Annotated in this window: 14 protein-coding genes; 4 read left to right on the top strand and 10 right to left on the bottom strand. The window is 73.0% G+C overall.

Annotated elements, in window-relative coordinates; translation table 11 throughout:
* Positions 1-861 carry an acyl-CoA thioesterase gene (locus FHX74_RS18620; RefSeq protein ID WP_182561679.1) on the bottom strand — a complete coding sequence of 287 codons (861 nt, stop codon included), beginning with the start codon at positions 859-861 and terminating at the stop codon, positions 1-3.
* Between the two features lie 62 nt (positions 862-923).
* Between FHX74_RS18620 and fabG the strand changes: the two genes are divergently transcribed.
* Complete coding sequence (gene fabG / locus FHX74_RS18625) at positions 924-1,688, top strand: 3-oxoacyl-ACP reductase FabG (protein WP_182561680.1); 765 nt, start codon at positions 924-926, stop codon at positions 1,686-1,688.
* A 15-nt stretch (positions 1,689-1,703) separates the two neighbouring features.
* Here the strand turns inward: fabG and FHX74_RS18630 are convergent, their stop codons facing one another.
* Both FHX74_RS18630 and FHX74_RS18635 read right to left on the bottom strand, forming a co-directional pair.
* Positions 1,704-3,533 (bottom strand): AMP-dependent synthetase/ligase, encoded by a 1,830-nt coding sequence (locus FHX74_RS18630; RefSeq protein WP_328823923.1) that lies wholly within the window; start codon positions 3,531-3,533, stop codon positions 1,704-1,706.
* Between the two features lie 68 nt (positions 3,534-3,601).
* Positions 3,602-4,828 (bottom strand): acetyl-CoA C-acetyltransferase, encoded by a 1,227-nt coding sequence (locus FHX74_RS18635; protein WP_182561681.1) that lies wholly within the window; start codon positions 4,826-4,828, stop codon positions 3,602-3,604.
* 182 nt (positions 4,829-5,010) lie between these two features.
* Between FHX74_RS18635 and FHX74_RS18640 the strand changes: the two genes are divergently transcribed.
* A complete protein-coding gene (locus FHX74_RS18640; RefSeq protein WP_182561682.1) occupies positions 5,011-5,811 on the top strand; it encodes a hypothetical protein in 801 nt (266 codons plus the stop codon).
* 59 nt (positions 5,812-5,870) lie between these two features.
* Here FHX74_RS18640 and FHX74_RS18645 read toward each other — a convergent pair whose 3' ends face one another.
* Positions 5,871-6,449 (bottom strand): YceI family protein, encoded by a 579-nt coding sequence (locus FHX74_RS18645; protein ID WP_182561683.1) that lies wholly within the window; start codon positions 6,447-6,449, stop codon positions 5,871-5,873.
* 107 nt (positions 6,450-6,556) lie between these two features.
* Between FHX74_RS18645 and FHX74_RS18650 the strand changes: the two genes are divergently transcribed.
* Together FHX74_RS18650 and FHX74_RS18655 are read left to right on the top strand one after the other, a co-directional pair.
* Positions 6,557-7,018, top strand: coding sequence for a MarR family winged helix-turn-helix transcriptional regulator (locus FHX74_RS18650; protein WP_182561684.1), 462 nt, complete (start codon positions 6,557-6,559; stop codon positions 7,016-7,018).
* Positions 7,019-7,118: 100 nt separating this feature from the next.
* The gene (locus FHX74_RS18655) at positions 7,119-9,965 is read left to right on the top strand and encodes an FAD-binding and (Fe-S)-binding domain-containing protein (RefSeq protein ID WP_182561685.1); all 2,847 of its coding nucleotides are present in this window, start codon (positions 7,119-7,121) and stop codon (positions 9,963-9,965) included.
* Here the strand turns inward: FHX74_RS18655 and FHX74_RS18660 are convergent.
* From FHX74_RS18660 to FHX74_RS18685, 6 genes are all read right to left on the bottom strand, one after another.
* On the bottom strand, positions 9,952-10,824 hold the full coding sequence (locus FHX74_RS18660; protein WP_182561686.1) for a class I SAM-dependent methyltransferase: 873 nt from the start codon (positions 10,822-10,824) through the stop codon (positions 9,952-9,954). The two genes, FHX74_RS18655 and FHX74_RS18660, sit on opposite strands and share 14 nt — an antisense overlap.
* Before the next feature lie 79 nt (positions 10,825-10,903).
* The gene (locus FHX74_RS18665) at positions 10,904-11,308 is read right to left on the bottom strand and encodes a VOC family protein (RefSeq protein ID WP_182561687.1); all 405 of its coding nucleotides are present in this window, start codon (positions 11,306-11,308) and stop codon (positions 10,904-10,906) included.
* 505 nt (positions 11,309-11,813) lie between these two features.
* Positions 11,814-12,497, bottom strand: coding sequence for a helix-turn-helix domain-containing protein (locus tag FHX74_RS18670; protein WP_182561688.1), 684 nt, complete (start codon positions 12,495-12,497; stop codon positions 11,814-11,816).
* Positions 12,498-12,950: 453 nt separating this feature from the next.
* A complete protein-coding gene (gene ettA, locus FHX74_RS18675; RefSeq protein ID WP_182561689.1) occupies positions 12,951-14,633 on the bottom strand; it encodes an energy-dependent translational throttle protein EttA in 1,683 nt (560 codons plus the stop codon).
* A gap of 189 nt (positions 14,634-14,822) precedes the next feature.
* On the bottom strand, positions 14,823-15,338 hold the full coding sequence (locus FHX74_RS18680) for a single-stranded DNA-binding protein (protein WP_182561690.1): 516 nt from the start codon (positions 15,336-15,338) through the stop codon (positions 14,823-14,825).
* A 136-nt stretch (positions 15,339-15,474) separates the two neighbouring features.
* Positions 15,475-17,019, bottom strand: a complete 1,545-nt coding sequence (locus FHX74_RS18685) for a PrsW family intramembrane metalloprotease (RefSeq protein ID WP_182561691.1) — start codon at positions 17,017-17,019, stop codon at positions 15,475-15,477.
* Between the last annotated feature and the right edge of the window lie 61 nt (positions 17,020-17,080).

A 17,080-nucleotide genomic window follows, 5' to 3' on the forward strand; every position in this document is an offset into this window, starting at 1 on the left:
TCACCGCCCGAGCGCGGTCCGCTCGTCGTCGGTCCACGGGGTCGACCGGCCCGTCCCCGGGTCCACGCGGACCACCACGCTGACCGCGCGGGCGAACCGGCGTCCGTCGTCGGGGTCGACGATCTCGGCCGCCAGCCGCGCCGACGAACGCCCGACCTGCTCGACCGCGGTCCGCACCTCGTACGGCGCCCGGCGGAAGTCGATCGGGAGCAGGTAGTCGAGGTCCTGGCGGGCCACCACCCAGCCGACCTCCGGGGTACCCGGTGCCGCTGGGTCGAGACCGGTCACCGCGGCCAGCAGCAGGTTGCGGGCCTCGGAGACGTAGTCGAAGAACTTCACGTTGTTGACGTGGCCGTAGACGTCCATCTCCGACCAGCGGGTCCGCGCCGACGCCCGGTGCGCGTCAGCCGGCAGCACCCCGGGTCGCGGCAGCGGGCTCAGCTCGACCGGCGGCTCGGCCATCGCGGTCAGCTGCTGCCGCTCCTCGGCGGTCAGCCGCCGCATCGCCCCCGCGCGCAGGTCGTAGGAGACCAGGAACGTCCGGGCCCGGGCCACCAGCCGCGGCTCCGGGCCGGACACGTCGCTGAGCCGGTAGCTGATCGAGAACCGGGCCCCGCCGACCTGGTCCACCCACAGGTCGATCCGCAGCGGGACCGGCCCGGCGAACACCTGCTCGAGGTACTCGACGTGGTGCGCGGTGACCAGCACGCCCTCGTCGAGCATCACGCCGAGCGGCGCGGGCTGCGAGGTGAGCAGCTCGACCCGGGCTTCCTGCAGGTAGTCGACCACCACGCAGTGGTCGACGTGCCCGGCGGCGTTCAGGTCGGCCCAGCGGAGCGGGCAGTCGTAGCGGTGCGGCACCCGGGCATTCTGCCGACCGGCGTCCCGACGCTCGCCCGCGGGCGACCGGTTAGGGTCGCGCCATGAGCGACGACGCCAGCACCCGGACCGCCCTTGTCACCGGCGGGGCCCGCGGGATCGGGGCGGCGATCGCCCACCGGCTCTCCCGTGACGGGTTCGCGGTCGGCGTCGTGGACCTGGACGAGGCGGGTGCGGTGGCGACCGCCGAGGCGATCACCGCCGCCGGCGGTCGGGCGGTCGGGGTGGGCGCGGACGTCGCCGACGAGGCCCGGGCGAACGCGGCGGTGGCCACGGTCACCGACCGGCTCGGGCCGGTGCTCGCGCTGGTCAACAACGCCGGCGTGATCCGGGACAACCTGCTCTTCCGGATGAGCGTCGACGACTGGGACACGGTGCTCGGCGTCCACCTGCGCGGGGCGTTCCTGATGACCCGCGCGGTTCAGGCGCAGATGGTCGAGGCGGGCTGGGGCCGGATCGTCAACCTGTCCTCGACCTCGGCGCTGGGCAACCGCGGCCAGGTCAACTATGCCGCGGCCAAGGCGGGCATGCAGGGCTTCACCAAGACCCTGGCCATCGAGCTCGGCCGGTTCGGGGTGATCGCCAACGCGATCGCGCCGGGCTTCATCGAGACCGAGATGACCCGGGCCACCGCGGCTCGGGTGGGCGCCGACTTCGACGCGTGGGCGCAGGCCGCCGCGCAGGAGATCCCGGTCGGACGGATCGGTCGCCCCGACGACATCGCCGGGGTCGCCTCGTTCCTGTGCAGCGAGGACGCCGCGTTCGTCTCCGGCCAGGTGATCTACGTGGCCGGCGGCCCCAAGGACTGACACGGCCCGGCTGGGTCAGTCCTTGTCGTAGAGCCCGTCGAGCACGTCGGCGTACTTGGACTCGACCGACTTGCGCTTGACCTTCATGCTCGGCGTGACCTCGCCCTCCTCGACGGTGAGGTCCTGCGGCAGGATCGCGAACCGCTTGATCGTCTCCCACCGTTCGAGCTGGCCGTTGGCCTGGTTGACGTAGCCGTCGATCAGCGCGTGCACCTGCTCGGTGCGCGCCAGGTCCTCCGCGCTCCTGCCACCGAGCCCGTTCTGCTCGCCCCACTCGACGATTGCCTCGGGGTCGAGGGTGATCAGGGCGGTGACGTACTTGCGGCCCTCGCCGTGCACGATCACGTTGCTGACGTAGGGGCAGACCGCCTTGAACGCGCCCTCGACCTTCTGCGGGGCGACGTACTTGCCGCCCGAGGTCTTGATCAGGTCCTTCTTGCGGTCGGTGATCGTCAGGTAGTGGTCGGCGTCGAGCTCGCCGACGTCACCGGTGGCGAACCAGCCGTCGACCAGCGTCTCCGCGGTGGCCTCGGGCAGCTCGTGGTAGCCGTCCATCACGCCGGGTCCGCGGACCCAGATCTCGCCGTCCGGCCCGATCTTCACCTCGGTGCCGGGGACCGGCGGGCCGACGGTGCCGAACCGCGGTCGGTAGGGGTCGTTGACGAAGGTGGCGGCGGAGGTCTCGGTCAGTCCGTAACCCTCGATCACGGTGAGCCCGGCGGCGTAGAACCACTCCTGCACCTCGCGGCTCAGGGCGGCCGACCCGGAGACGAAGAACCGGATCCGGCCGCCCATCCGCTCCTTGATCTTGCTGAACACCAGCCGGTCGGCGAGCGCGTACTGGGCGGCGAGCGCCCCGGTCAGCGGCCGTCCCTCACGGCGGATCGGCACCGACCGCGCGCCGACGCCGAAGGCCCAGCCGAAGATCCGGCCGCGGACGCCCTTGCTCGCCTGCAGGGTGACCCGGGCCTTGACCTTCTCGAAGATCCGCGGCGCGCCGGCCATGAACGTCGGCTTGACCACGGCGAGGTTGTCGACGATCTGGTCGATGTTGCCGTCGACGGCGGTGCTGAACCCGATCCGCAGCTGGATGGCGATCAGCAGCTTGCCGAACACGTGCGACAGCGGCAGCCACAGGTACTGGACGTCCTCGGCCGAGAGGATGTTCATCTCGTCGATGGCCGCGGCCTCGTAGCTCCAGCTGTCGTGCAGCAGCCGGACGCCCTTGGGCTTGCCGGTGGTGCCCGAGGTGTAGATCAGCGTGGACAGCGTGTCGGAGCGGACACCGGCGATCCGGTCGGCGACCGCCTCGGGGTGCTCCTCGAGGTGCCGGCGGCCCCGGTCGGCGAGCTCGGCCCAGCTGATCACCGGCGCCTGCTGGCCGTCGGCGCCGGCGGGCGGGGTGCCGTCGATCTGCACCACGGCGAGGATCCCGTCGAGCTCGTCGAGGTGCCGGAGCACCTTGGCCGTCTGGTCGGCGTCCTCGGTGATGATCACCCGCGAGCGCGAGTCGCGGAGGATGTAGGCGACGTCGGCGTGCTGGGTGTTGGGGTAGACGGTGGTGGTGGCGGCACCGGCGCACATGATCGCCAGATCGGCGAGCACCCACTCGATCCGGGTGCCGGAGGCGATCGCCACCCGGTCCTCGCGCTCGAGGCCGAGCGCCAGCAGGCCACCCGCGATCGCGTACACCCGGTCGCGGGTCTCGGACCAGCTCAGCGAGACCCAGCGGTCCCCGTCGCGGTAGCGGAACGCCTCGCGCGGACCCGAGCGCTCGACCTGGCTGGCGAACATCTCCCCGACCGAGGACGGACGCGCGGCGATGCGCTCGGCTGCTTTGTCCACGACCGAAGCCTAGTCGAGGGGCGCCCCCGGGTCAGGGCAGTGTGTTCCGGGTCGGGACCGTGTTCGGATCAGGACAGGCGCTGCAGCACGAGGGCCATGCCCTGCCCGCCGCCGACGCAGAGGGTCTCGAGCCCGAAGGTCGCGTCGCGCTGCTGCATGGCGTTGAGCAGGGTGGTGAGGATGCGAGCGCCGGTGGCCCCGAACGGGTGACCGAGCGCGATCGCCCCGCCGTGGACGTTGAGCCGGTCGAGGTCCATCCCGAGGTCGGCGGCCGAGGCGAGCACCTGGACCGCGAACGCCTCGTTGATCTCGTAGAGGTCGATGTCGGTGATCGACAGCCCGGCCCGGTCCAGCGCGCGGCGGCTGGCCTCGACGGGGCCGAGGCCCATGATCTCCGGGCTCAGCGCGCTGACGCCGGTGGAGACGATCCGGGCCAGCGGGGTCAGCCCGAGCTCGTCGGCACGGACGTCGCTCATGATCACCACCGCGGCGGCGCCGTCGTTGAGCGGGCAGCAGTTGCCCGCGGTGACGGTGCCGTTCTCGCGGAACACCGGCTTGAGCGCCGAGACGGCCTCGAGCGTGGTTCCCGCCCGCGGGCCGTCGTCGGTGCTGATCACCCGGCCGTCGGGCAGGGTCACCGGGGTGATCTCGCGCTCGAAGACCCCGTTGGCGATCGCCTTCTCGGCGAGGTTCTGACTGCGGACGCCCCACTCGTCCTGCTCGGCGCGGGAGATGCCGCGCAGGGTGGCGACGTTCTCGGCGGTCTGGCCCATCGCGATGTAGACGTCGGGCAGCTCGCCGTCGTCGCGCGGGTCGTGCCAGCGGCTGTTCGCCTCGGCGGTCGCCCGGGTCCGGGCCTGGGCGTCGGCGAACAGCGGGTTCTGGGTGTCGGCCGGGTCGACGCCGGCCGAGCCGAAGCCGCGGTAGCGCGAGACGCACTCGACCCCGGCGGCCACGAACGCGTGACCCTCACCGCTGCGGATGGCGTGGTAGGCCATCCGGACGGTCTGGACGCTCGAGGCGCAGAACCGGTTGACGGTGGCGGCCGGGACGCCGTCGAGACCCAGCTGCACGGCGATCCGCCGCGCGACGTTGCCGCCGTGCTCGTCCCGCGGCTCGGCGCAGCCGACGTAGATGTCGTCGAGGGTGCGCGGGTCGAGCGCGGGCACCTGGGCCAGGGCGGCCCCGACCGCGCCGGCGGCGAGGTCGTCCGGGCGGACCGAGACGAGTGAACCCTTGCCGGCCCGCCCGATCGGGGTCCGGGTAACGGCGACGACGACGGCCTCAGGCGACATTGCCTGTTCCTCCTGCGCTTCGACGGTGCGTGAACCGCACCAGTCTCCCCCGCACCCGGCCGAAACACCGACCGGGGCGGCGCGGACCCGGCAGTTTCTCAGCCGGCCCGCCGCCGACGACCCGCGCGAGGACCGTGACGCCGGTCATGGCGGCTGACCCGTCGGTCGGCTTGGCTGGAGCCATGACCGACCCGACCGCCGACCGCGCCGCCTCGAGTGCACCCCTGTTCGCCAACGCGGTGACCGCATTCGTGCTGGCGGCCTCGGTCGCGGTGACGCTGCACGAGACCGCGCACGCGTTGGCCGGGCTGGTGATGGGCAGCCCGGTGCGGCTGCTGAGCTTCGCCGCCGGCGCCCTCGGCCCGCTCGACGCGGAGCAGGACGCGGTGATGGCCGCCGCCGGCCCGCTGTTCTCGCTGGTCCTCGGGCTGGTGGTACTCGCGCTCACCGGTCGGGCCGGGCGCGGCTTCGGCCGGCTGTTCTGGCTGTGGCTCGGGTTCGTCTCGACGATGAACTTCGTCGGCTACCTGATCATCACGCCGTTCGGCGCCGGCGACACCGGCGAGATCGTCCGCGACCTGCGGCTCGGCACGCCGGTCGCCGCGCTGATGTGCGCGGTCGGCGTGCTGGCCTTCGTCGGCCTGTCGCTGCTCTTCGTCCGCCGGCTCGGCCGCTACGCCACCGACGACGGCGCGATGCGCCGGCTGGGGCTGATCCCCTGGCTGGCCGGTACGGCGTTCGTGGTCGTGCGCACGCTGGTCGAGCTGGCCATCGGGGGCGCCGACGGCACGACCGCGGCGACGGTGGCGGCCGGGGCCGCGGCCTGCGGGGTGTTCGCGCCGGTGTTCAGCACCCGCTGGCGTCGGCTGGCCGACGGCCACGAGACGCTCGCGCTGCGGCGTCCGATCGGCTGGGCGGTGCTGGCCGCCGTGGTAGTGGTGCTCCAACTGGCCGTGCTGGCGCCGGGGGTCCGGCTGGGCTGACGGGTCCAGCCGGGCGGTGACCGCCGGGCCCGGATGGGCCGGCGGTCACCCGCACGTCGTCAGGCCTGGCCGCCCTCGGCGTCCCGGGTGGCCTCGATGGTCAGGGTGATGTCGATCTTGTCGCCGATCAGCAGCTTGCCGCCCTCGAGCGGGACGTTGAAGTCGATCCCGAAGTCCTTCCGGTTGATGCTGGTGGTGGCCTCGGCGCCGAGCCGGGTCACGCCGTAGGCGTCGGTGGCCACGCCGAGGAACTCCGCGGCCAGCTCGACCGGACGGGTGACGTCCTTGATCGTCAGGTCGCCGTGGATCACGTAGCCGTCGGCGTCGCCGGTCACGCCGGTGCTGACGAAGGTCATGGTGGCGTGCCTCTCGGCGTCGAAGATCTCGGCCGAACGCAGGTGGCCGTCGCGCTGAGCCTGGTTGGTGTCGATCGAGGAGAGCACGATCTCGGCGCGGACGGAGGAGTCGGTCGGCTGGGCGCCGGTGCTCACCGAGCCGGAGAACTCCGCGAACCGGCCGCGGACCTTGCTCATCAGGTGCCGGACGGTAAAACCGACCTCGGAGTGGGCGGCGTCGATGGTCCAGGTGCCGGGGACGAGCTCGCCGGCGGTCAGGGTGTCGGTGCTGGGCGTGGTCATGCGGAGTTGTCCTTCCAGGGCGGTAGTTGACTTTTCAACCAGTTGGCACGATAGACCCATTTGCTTCAAACTTCAACCATTCCCGTGTTCTGCGCTAAGCTGAGAGCGTGCCCACCACGACCAGGACGCGTTGGCTGACCAAGGACCAGCAGCGGATCTGGCGTACCTACCTGCTGGGCAGCGCCCGGCTCACCGAGCGGCTCGGCGCCGACCTGCGCCAGTTCGGGATCGACCTGCCCGAGTACGAGATCCTCGTCGCGCTCTCCGAGTCCCCCGACCGCCGGATCCGGATGTCCGAGCTCGCCGACGCCGTGCACCAGTCGCGGTCGCGGCTCACCCACACCATCAGCCGGATGGAGCTGGACGGCCTGGTCGTCCGGACCACCTGCCCGACCGACCGGCGCGGCGTCTGGGCCGAGCTCACCGACGCGGGGATGTCGCTGCTGGAGACCGCCGCCCCGAGCCACGTGGCCTGCGTCCGGAAGAACTTCGTCGAGGCCTGCGACCCCGAGGACTTCGCCGCCCTCGGCCGCGTCTTCGCCGCGGTGCTCGCCGCCGGCCAGGACTGACCCGCACCTCGTCCACCGCACCTGGTCCGCCCGGGCCCGGCTCGGTGCGGCGCTGAGAGCCGCCGGGCCGGACGCCGCCGCCCGATTAGGCTGAGCGGCGATGGCCATCCTGCTGCGCACCGACCCGACCGGCTCCGAGGTCGGTGCCGATCTGCTCGCGGCGATCCGCCGCCACCGGCTCGACGACCTAGTCGACACCAGCACCCTGACCCGCGGGTTGTACTCGACCGACGCCTCGCTCTACCGGGTGGTCCCGCAGGCGGTCGCGCACCCGCGCACCGAGGCCGAGCTGGTCGACGTCCTCGGGGTGGCCCGCGAGGTGGGGGTCCCGGTGACCAGCCGCGGGGCGGGGACGTCGGTGGCCGGCAACGCCGTCGGCCCGGGTCTGGTGATCGACTTCCGCCGTTCGCTCAACGGGATCCGCCGGATCGACCCGGAGCAGCGGCTCGCCGTGGTGCAGCCGGGCGTGGTCCAGGCCGCGCTGCAGAAGGCGGCCGCGCCGCACGGGCTGCGGTTCGGGCCGGACCCGTCGACCCACACCCGCTGCACGATCGGCGGGATGATCGGCAACAACGCCTGTGGTCCGCGGGCCCTCGGCTACGGCAAGACCGCCGACAACGTGCTCGGCCTCGACCTGATCACCGGGTCCGGCGAGCGGTTGCAGGTCGGCACCGACAACGCGCCGTCGGGGTCGCCCACGCTGACCGCGCTGCAGCGGCTGGTGCAGGACAACCTCGGCACCATCCGCACCGAGTTCGGCCGGTTCGGCCGGCAGGTCTCCGGCTACAGCCTCGAGCACCTGCTGCCCGAGCGCCGGTTCGACCTGGCCCGCTTCCTGGCCGGCACCGAGGGCACGCTGGGCACGATCGTCACCGCCACCGTGCGGCTGGTCGCCGACGCGCCGCACCACGTGCTGGTCGCGCTCGGCTACCCGAGCATGCCCGAGGCGGCGGACGCGGTGACCGCGGTGCTGCCGTTCGGGCCGACCGCCTGCGAGGGGCTGGACTCCCGGCTGGTCGACGTGGTCCGCGAGCGCCAGGGCACCGGTGCGATCCCGCCGCTGCCGCGCGGCGAGGGCTGGATGTTCGTCGAGCTCAGCGGCGACGACCCGGGCGAGCTCGCCGACCGCGCCGCCCGGGTGCTGGCGGCTGCCGAGCCGCTGGACGGCCGGGTGGTCACCGACGTCGCCGAGGCCGCCGCGCTGTGGAAGATCCGTGAGGACGGCGCCGGTCTGGCCGCCGTCGGTCTGGGCCGGCCCGCGCACGCCGGCTGGGAGGACTCGGCGGTGCCGCCGGCGCAGCTGGGTCGCTATCTGCGCGACTTCGACGCGCTGCTCACCGAGCACGGTCTGGCCGGGCTGCCCTACGGCCACTTCGGCGACGGCTGCACCCACATCCGGATCGACTTCCCTTTCCAGGACTCGTCCGGTCCGGCGGTCTACCGCGGGTTCGTCGAGGCGGCCGCCGATCTGGTCGCCGGCTACGGCGGGTCGATGTCGGGCGAGCACGGCGACGGCCGGGCCCGCTCCGAGCTGCTGCCGCGGATGTACTCCCCCGCCGCGATCGCGCTCTTCGGACAGGTCAAGACGATCTTCGACCCGCAGGACCGGATGAACCCCGGCGTGCTGGTCGCGCCGCGTCCGCTCGACGCCGACCTCCGGGTCGCCGAGTCCGTCCGGCGCCCGCTGGCGCTCGCCGATCCGCACTTCAACACCGACGTGCACCGGTGCACCGGCGTCGGCAAGTGCCTGGCCGACACGACGCCCGGGCTCGGGGTGATGTGCCCGTCCTACCAGGCCACCGGCCGGGAGAAGGACTCCACCCGCGGTCGCGCCCGCGCCCTGCAGGAGATGATCAACGGCGAGCTGGTCACCGGAGGCTGGTCGGCCCCCGAGGTGCACGAGGCGCTCGACCTCTGCCTGTCCTGCAAGGGATGCCGGCGCGACTGCCCCACCGGGGTCGACATCGCGGCGTACAAGGCCCAGGTGCTCGACCGGACCTACGCCGGCAGGCTGCGCCCGCGCAGCCACTACGCGCTCGGCTGGCTGCCGCGCTGGGGCCGGATGATCACCCGGGTGCCCGGACTGGCCGCCCTGGTCAACCTCACCACCGGGCTGCCCGGGCTGCGTTCGCTGGTCCGCTGGAGCGCCGGCGTCGACCAGCGTCGCAGCCTGCCGAAGTTCGCCGACCGATCGGCCCGCGAGCGGGTCAGCCCGCCCACGGGGGATGCCCCGCTCGGCGAGGTCGTCGTCTGGGTCGACTCTTTCTCCGACTCCTTCACCGGACACGGCGTCGAGGCGGTGACCGGTCTGCTGGCCTCGGTCGGGTACGCGCCACGCTTCCTCGAGCGCGACGCCTGCTGCGGACTGACCTGGATCAGCACCGGCCAGCTCGACGGTGCCCGCCGCCAGCTGCGACAGGCGCTCGACGTGCTCACCCCGTACGCCCGCGCCGGGGTCCCGATCGTCGGGCTGGAGCCCTCGTGCCTCGCGGTCTGGCGCAGCGATGCCCCCGAGCTGCTCCCCGACGACGACCGGGTGCCGCTGGTCGCGGGCGCGGTCCGGACGCTGGCCGAGCTGCTCACCGACCTGAGCGACCGCGGGCAGTGGCAGCCGCCGGACCTCGCCGGTCTCGAGGTGGTGGCCCAGCCGCACTGTCACCACGCGTCCGTGCTCGGCTGGCAGACCGACGCGCGGCTGCTGGAGGCCACCGGCGCGACCGTCACCACGGTCGGCGGGTGCTGTGGGCTGGCCGGCAACTTCGGCGTCGAGAAGGGCCACTACGAGGTGTCGCTCGAGGTGGCCGAGCACGACCTGCTGCCGGCGGTCCGGAAGCACCCGGACGCCGTGGTGCTGGCCGACGGGTTCTCCTGTCGGACCCAGCTGGCCGAGCTCGGCGGCAAGGACGCGGTCACGCTGGCCGAGCTGCTGACCCTCAGGAGCTCCTGACCGCCTGCAGCGTGTAGCTCAGCGGCAGCCGCTCGGGACGGTCGACGAGTCGGTACTCGCCGACGCCCACCGGTTCCATCTGGTCGCCGAAGGCGCGGAACGGCGCGGTGTCGTGCTCCTCGAATGCGGTGAGGCGCAGGTCGTGGCCGAGCACCGCGGTGATCAGCTCGCCGAGGCCGTGGCTGAACCAGTGGCTGCGGGTGGCGGTCAGCGCGCGGCTGGTGGCGACGTAGCTGACGGCGACGTCGTCGATCTGCGCCTCGGGCTGCTCGAACCACGGCTGCTCGACCGCCAGCCGGCCGTCGTCGGTGGCCACCACCGCGGTCGCCGCCGGGTGGAGCTCGCGGAGGAACAGCCGACCGCCGGGACGGAGCAGGTCGGCGACCACCGCGGCCCAGCGGTCGACCGACGGCAGCCAGCCGAGCGAGCCGAGGCTGACGTAGACGAGGTCGTACGCACCGCGCGCGTCGCCGGTCCCGAGCGTCGGCCCGAGCGCGGCGACCGCGTCGTACACGTCGCTGACCACCCAGGCGACCTCCGCGCCGGTCCGCTCGGCCAGCTGCTCGGCCTGCCGGATCGACCCGGGTGAGAGGTCGAGCCCGGTCGGCCGGGCACCGAGCCGCGCCAGGCTGACGGTGTCGGTGCCGATGTGGCACTGCAGATGGACGGCGCGCAGACCGCCGACGTCGCCGAGCCGCGGGAGGTCGAAGCGGACCGCGTCGCTGAGGACGGTCGGGTCGGCCAGGAACTCGGCCACCCGGTAGTCGGGGCTCTCGGCGTGCAGGATCGCGCGGTCGTCCCAGTTGGCCCGGTTGTCGCGCAGGTAGTCCGGCTCGGCCGTCCGGTCATGGCTGGTCACGGGGCGCGATGCTGCCACGCCGCTCGGCAAGACGGTGCCCTGAGCCTGCCGACGGGCGGTCGCGCTCGCTCGACCAGCGTCAGTTCGCCGCCGGGAGCGGGGCGAAGAGGTCGACGGGGTTGCCGTCGGGGTCGTGGACGACGGCGTACCGCATGCCCCAGAAGGCGTCCCAGGGTGCGAGGTGCGGTTCGCCCGGGCCGGCGACCAGCGAGGCGTAGGTGGCGTCGACCTCGGCCGAGCTGGCGCAGGCGAAGGCGAGCGCCTGGCGGTGGCCGCCGGTCGGCGGGGTCCAGTCGGGGTCGAAGCTGTGGATCACCGCGACCGTGTCCCAGGCCAGCCGCAGCCCGCCCGGCAGGGTCACCTCGGCGTGCGGCGCGTCGTCCGCCTCGGCGGGGACGTCCAGCCCGAGGGCTCGGTAGAACGCCAGCGACCGCGCCATGTCCTGGACGACGATCTCGATCACGGCCAGTTGTGGAGTGCTCATGCCGCTCACGCTAGGCACCCGCACTCCCGGTGTCTTGAACGAATCGGCCACAGCCGCGCGCCCGCAACCGGGACGACCGTGCTCGAACCAACCGGACCGAAGAAAGCGCGCTCAGCCCGTGGAACGCCCAGCACGCCCCTCCGCGCGCTGAGCCTGTCGAAGCGTCCAGCTCGCCCGTCCGCGCGCTGAGCCTGTCGAAGCGCCGAGCATGTTCGTCCACTTGCCCTTGGACAGGCTCAGGGCACCGTGGTCGCGACCCGCGCTCAGGGCGCCGTCGTGGGGAACGCGCGCTGAGCCTGTCGAAGCGCCGAACACACCCAGTCGCCCTTCGACAGGCTCAGGGCACGGTGGTCGCGAGCCGCGCTCACGGCACCGCGGGGAGGAACGCGCGCTGAGCCTGTCGAAGCGCACGGCCCGCCCGCCCGCGCGCTGAGCCTGTTTGAAGCGCCCGGGCCGCCCGTCCGCGCGCTGAGCCCGTCGAAGCGCACGGCTCGCCCGTCCGAGCTCAAGGCGTGGTGCGAAGAGCGGTCGGCGTGCGGCCGGTGAGCGCGCGGACCTCGCGGGTCAGGTGCGGTTGGTCGGCGTACCCGGCGGCGGAGGCGATCCCGGCGAGCGAGTCGCCGGCGCGGAGGCCGGACAGGGCCTGCTGGAACCGGAGGATCCGGGTCAGGGTGCGGGTGCCGTAGCCGAAGGCGGCGAGGGCGCGACGGTGCAGGGTCCGCTCGCTCCAGCCCGTCCGGGCGACGATCGCCCGGTTGCTCAGACCGGCTCGGCACCAGGCGGCGACCCGCGGCATCGCCGGGTCGGCGGTCCGGTCGGCCAACAGCCCGAGCGCCACGGTCTCGAAGCAGCCAGGATCGCGAGCCATCCGGTCGCGTCGGCGGTGCACCGTGCCGCTCGGCCAGAGCTCGTCGAGCGGCACCCGGCGGTCGCGCAGCGTTCCCGCGGGAACGCCGAGCAGACACGGCAGCAGCCCGGACCCGAACCGCAGCCCCGTCACCGGACCGGGGACACCGTCGGAGGTCTGCGGGCGGGTGTCCGGCCCCGCGACCACGAGGTCGCCACCGAGCCAGAGCAGGTCGACGCAACCGTCGGGCAGGACCACGCCGTCCTCCGGCGCGGCCGGATCGTCGGCGGTCGTCGTCCAGAGCCCGGCCCCGGCGAACGCCGACGGCCGTTCCCGATACATGACGCCATCCTGGCAGCCCGGCCTGACACCTGCTGCGGGGCTCGTCCACCTGCCCTTCGACAGGCTCAAGGCACCGAGATCGAGAACGCGCCCTGAGCCTGTCGAAGCGACGGTCCGCGCACCGCACTCGCCCTTCGACAGCCTTCGGGCACCGTGGGTCGGCCCTTCGACAAGCTCAGGGCACCGTCGGTCGGCCCTTCGACAAGCTCAGGGCACCGTGGGCCCGCCCTGCGACAGGCTCAGGGCACCGTGGGCGGGAAAGTCCGCTGAGCACCGAGATCGAGAACGCGCGCTGAGCCTGTCGCAGCGCCGGCCCGCGCACCGCACTCGCCCTTCGACAGGCTCAGGGCACCGTGGGCCCGCCCTTCGACAGGCTCAGGGCACCGTGGGCCCGCCCTTCGACAGGCTCAGGGCACCAGGGGTCGACCCTTCGACAAGCTCAGGGCACCGTCGTCAGCTGCGGGTGAGGCGGCGGTGGGTGGCCCGGTGCGGGCGGGCGGCTTCGGCGCCGAGGCGCTCGACCTTGTTGGCCTCGTAGTCGGCGAAGTTGCCCTCGAACCAGAACCACTGGGACTGGTCCTCGTCGTCGCCCTCCCAGGCGAGGATGTGGGTGGCGACCCGGTCGAGGAACCACCGGTCGTGGGAGATCACCACGGCGCAGCCGGGGAACTCGAGCAGGGCGTCCTCGAGCGACTGCAGGGTCTCGACGTCGAGGTCGTTGGTCGGCTCGTCGAGCAGCAGCAGGTTGCCGCCCATCTTGAGCGTGAGGGCCAGGTTCAGCCGGTTGCGCTCACCGCCGGAGAGCACCCCGGCCGGCTTCTGCTGGTCCGGACCCTTGAAGCCGAACGAGGCCACGTAGGCCCGCGACGGCATCTCGAAGTTCGCCACCTTGATGAAGTCCAGCCCGTCCGAGACCAGCTCCCAGACGTTCTTCTTCGGGTCCAGGCCGGCACGGCTTTGGTCCACGTAGCTGATGCTGACCGTCGAGCCGACGCTCAGGCTGCCCTCGTCCGGGGTCTCCTCCCCGACGATCATCCGGAACAGGGTCGACTTGCCGACGCCGTTCGGGCCGATCACGCCGACGATGCCCGCCCGCGGCAGCGAGAAGCTCAGCCCGTCGAACAGCTTGCGGTCCCCGAACCCCTTGACCAGCTTGCTGACCTCGAGCACCTGGCTGCCCAGCCGCGGGCCACCGGGGATGTTGATCTCCTCGAAGTCGAGCTTGCGGGCGCGCTCGGCCTCGGCCGCGAGCTCCTCGTAGCGGGCCAGCCGCGCCCGGTTCTTGGCCTGTCGCGCCTTCGGGTTCGACCGCACCCAGTCGAGCTCGCGCTCGAGGATCTTGGCCCGCTTGGCGTCCTTGCGGCCCTCGAGCTGGAGCCGGGAGCGCTTGGTGTCGAGGTAGGTCGAGTAGTTGCCCTCGTAGGGGTAGGTGCGGCCGCGGTCGATCTCGAGGATCCACTCGGCCACGTTGTCGAGGAAGTACCGGTCGTGGGTGACGGCGAGCACCGCGCCCGGGTAGCTCTTGAGGTGGCCCTCGAGCCAGTTCACGCTCTCGGCGTCGAGGTGGTTGGTCGGCTCGTCGAGCAGCAGCAGGTCCGGCTGCTGGAGCAGCAGCTTGCACAGCGCCACCCGGCGCCGCTCGCCACCCGAGAGCACGTCGACCTGGGCGTCGCCCGGCGGGCAGCGGAGCGCGTCCATCGCCTGCTCGAGCTGGCTGTCGATCTCCCAGGCCCCACGGCGGTCGAGCTCGGTCTGCAGGTCGCCCATCTCAGCCATCAGCGCGTCGAAGTCGGCGTCCGGGTCGGCCATCGCCGCCGAGATCTCCTCGAACCGCGCCATCATCTGCTTGGTCTCGGCGACGGCCTCCTCGACGTTCTCCAGCACCGTCTTGCCCTCGGTCAGCGGCGGCTCCTGGAGCAGGATGCCGACGCTCGCCTCCTTGGCCAGGCGGGCCTCGCCGTTGTTGGCGTTCTCCAGCCCGGCCATCAGCTTGAGCAGGGTCGACTTGCCGGTGCCGTTGGGACCGACCACGCCGATCTTGGCCCCCGGCAGGAAGTCGAGGGTGACGTTGTCGAGCACGACCTTGTCGCCGTGCGCCTTGCGGACGTTGCGCAGCGAGTAGATGAACTCAGCCATGGTGGGTCGGATCCTTCACAGACGATCGAGGTCGGGTGCCGGCCGTCGCCCGGGCTCCAGCTTCTGCCAGGGCGGCGCGGAGCGCCACGGACGGCCGGTGGACCAACCTATCGCGTCCCCCAACCCTGACGCCCGTCCGCGGGGAGGGCTGCCCCGGGGCCGCCGCGGCGGGGCCGGGATCCGTCGAGCTCAGGGAGCGGGGACGAGGTCGACCCGGTCGTCGAGCTCGTCACCGGTCTGCTCGCCGGCCTGCTCCGACGGCGTGACCCACGGGTCGGCGGAGACGACGCCCGCCCCGGCGTCGGGGTCGCCGGTGTGCTCGCCGGTCCCGGCCGCCTCCGTCGCCGGCCGGTCCGAACGCCGGAAGTGTGTGGTGCCCCGGGTGAGGTCGTGGCCGACGCTGGCCGCGTCGATCTCGGCCCGCTCGTGCCGGACGCCCTTGTCGTCGTTCCAGACGCTGGTCCGGAGCCGCCCGACCACGACGACCGGGTCGCCCTTGCGCAGGCTGGTGGCCACGTTCTCGGCCAGCCAGCGGTAGCAGCGGACGGTCATCCAGGTGGTGTCGGTGTCGGTCCACTCGCCGCTGCTGGCCCGGTAGCGCGGGGTGCACGCCACCCGGAAGGTGGCCATCGACTGCTGGTTGCGGGTGGCGCGGACCTCCACCTCGGTGCCGACGTTGCCGGTGATGCTGATCTGGGCGTCCATCGCCGTCCCTCTCGGTCGTCGCGGGCCGGGTGGCACCGCTCTCGACCAGCACCCTGGGACGGTCGGCCGAAGGGCAGCACCGGAGAGAGCGCGCCTGTGGACGGCACTTCGGGGGTGAGTGGAGCTGTGGACGGGCTCAGCCCGGCGGCGGCTTCCACTCGGGGTCGACCTCCGAGTACTGCACCGCGGCGGGACCGATCGGCGCGCTCCCCGGCAGCTGACCGGGCGGCGGCGCCGGATAGCCGGGGTAGGCCGGGTAGTTGCCGCCGATCCCGGCCGGGCCGGGGTAGGCCGCGGGCGCGTAGCCCACCGGTGCCGTCGCCCGGCGCCGCAGCCGCGGGTAGGCGGCCCGGCCCTCGGGCCGGAGGACCCCGGAGCTGCCCAGGCGGCGCAGCCGGGCGAGCAGGTACTTCTCCCGCTCGAGCCCGGCCCGGTCGACCAGGCCGCGGGTCATCGCGTCGCGGAGGTAGGCCAGTTCGGTCAGCGACCGTTGCAGCAGCACGGTGTCGACCAGCGTCCGCGGACCGAGGAAGAGCGCGTGCCACAGCGCCCGGAGCCGGGTGCGCAACCGGCTGCCCGGGACGACCCACTCGGTGGGCACCCAGCCCATCCGGGCGTAGTCGGTGAGCCGCTCGCGGATCAGCCGACCCTCGCGGAAGATCTGCCGGACGGTGAAGATCACCACGCCGGCGACCAGCGGCAGCGCGACCGCGAGATAGATGATCACCAGCTGGGTGCCCTGGGCCAGCGACGCGGTGGTGTTGAAGCTCATGTGCAGGAACGCGGCCGCGCAGTAGCCGGCCAGCGGGGCCACCACGCGGACCACCTTGCTCTTCGACCGCATCCCGATGGCCAGCCCGATCCCGGTCATCGAGGTGAAGAGCGGGTGCCCGAAGAACGTCTTGACCCCGCGGAGCCAGAACAGCTCCTGGATCGCCTGATCCGGCGTGACACCGATCGTCTGGGACGCGTAGTGGTAGGCGCGGCCGTAGTAGAGGATGTTCTCGGTGAACGCGAAGCCGGCACCCGACAGCCCGGCGAGCACGATGCCGCTGACCCGGCTGACCCACTGGTAGCGCATCAGGATGGCCAGCCAGAACAGCACGGTGGCCTTGCACGCCTCCTCCACCCACGGCGCCACGTAGATCGCCGCGCGGGTGGCGCTGGCGGGATCGCCGTCACCCTGGATGGAGAGGTAGCCGGCGGCCCAGGTGTTGACCTGGGCGGCGATGAGGGTGGCCACGCAGGCGCCCCAGCCGAGGGTCATGAACCAGACCCAGAACCGCTGCGGGCGGAACCGGTCGGTGATCACGAAGAGCAGCGAGAGCGGGATCAGGGTGATCGCCGCGTACTTCGCCGCCAGCGGCACGGCCTCCTCCCCCAGCCCGGGGACGATCCCGGTCCGCGTCCGCTGGTCGGGGACGATCTGCTGGTAGAGCAGCACCAGCAGGGTCGCGTAGACGACCAGCATCACCACGGTCAGCCAGAACATCCGCTTCCGGAGCAGCTGCCGGGGCAGCGGCTCGCGCGGGTCGGGCGGAATCGGCAGGCCGTTCCGGGCGGCCTGGCGACGCGGGTCCTGCGGGTCGCGGCGGAACGGCAGCGGCAGGCGGCGCGAGCGGCCGGACGGCCGTCCGGTCGGGGCCGGGAAGTCCGGTCGGGTCAGCTCGCCTGCAGACACGCTCGCCAGCGTACCCAGCCCGAGGTCGAGCGCCCGGCGCTCAGGGCCCGGGCTCGGACGC

Source organism: Microlunatus kandeliicorticis (assembly GCF_014137855.1).
Taxonomy (GTDB): Bacteria; Actinomycetota; Actinomycetes; order Propionibacteriales; family Propionibacteriaceae; genus Microlunatus; species Microlunatus kandeliicorticis.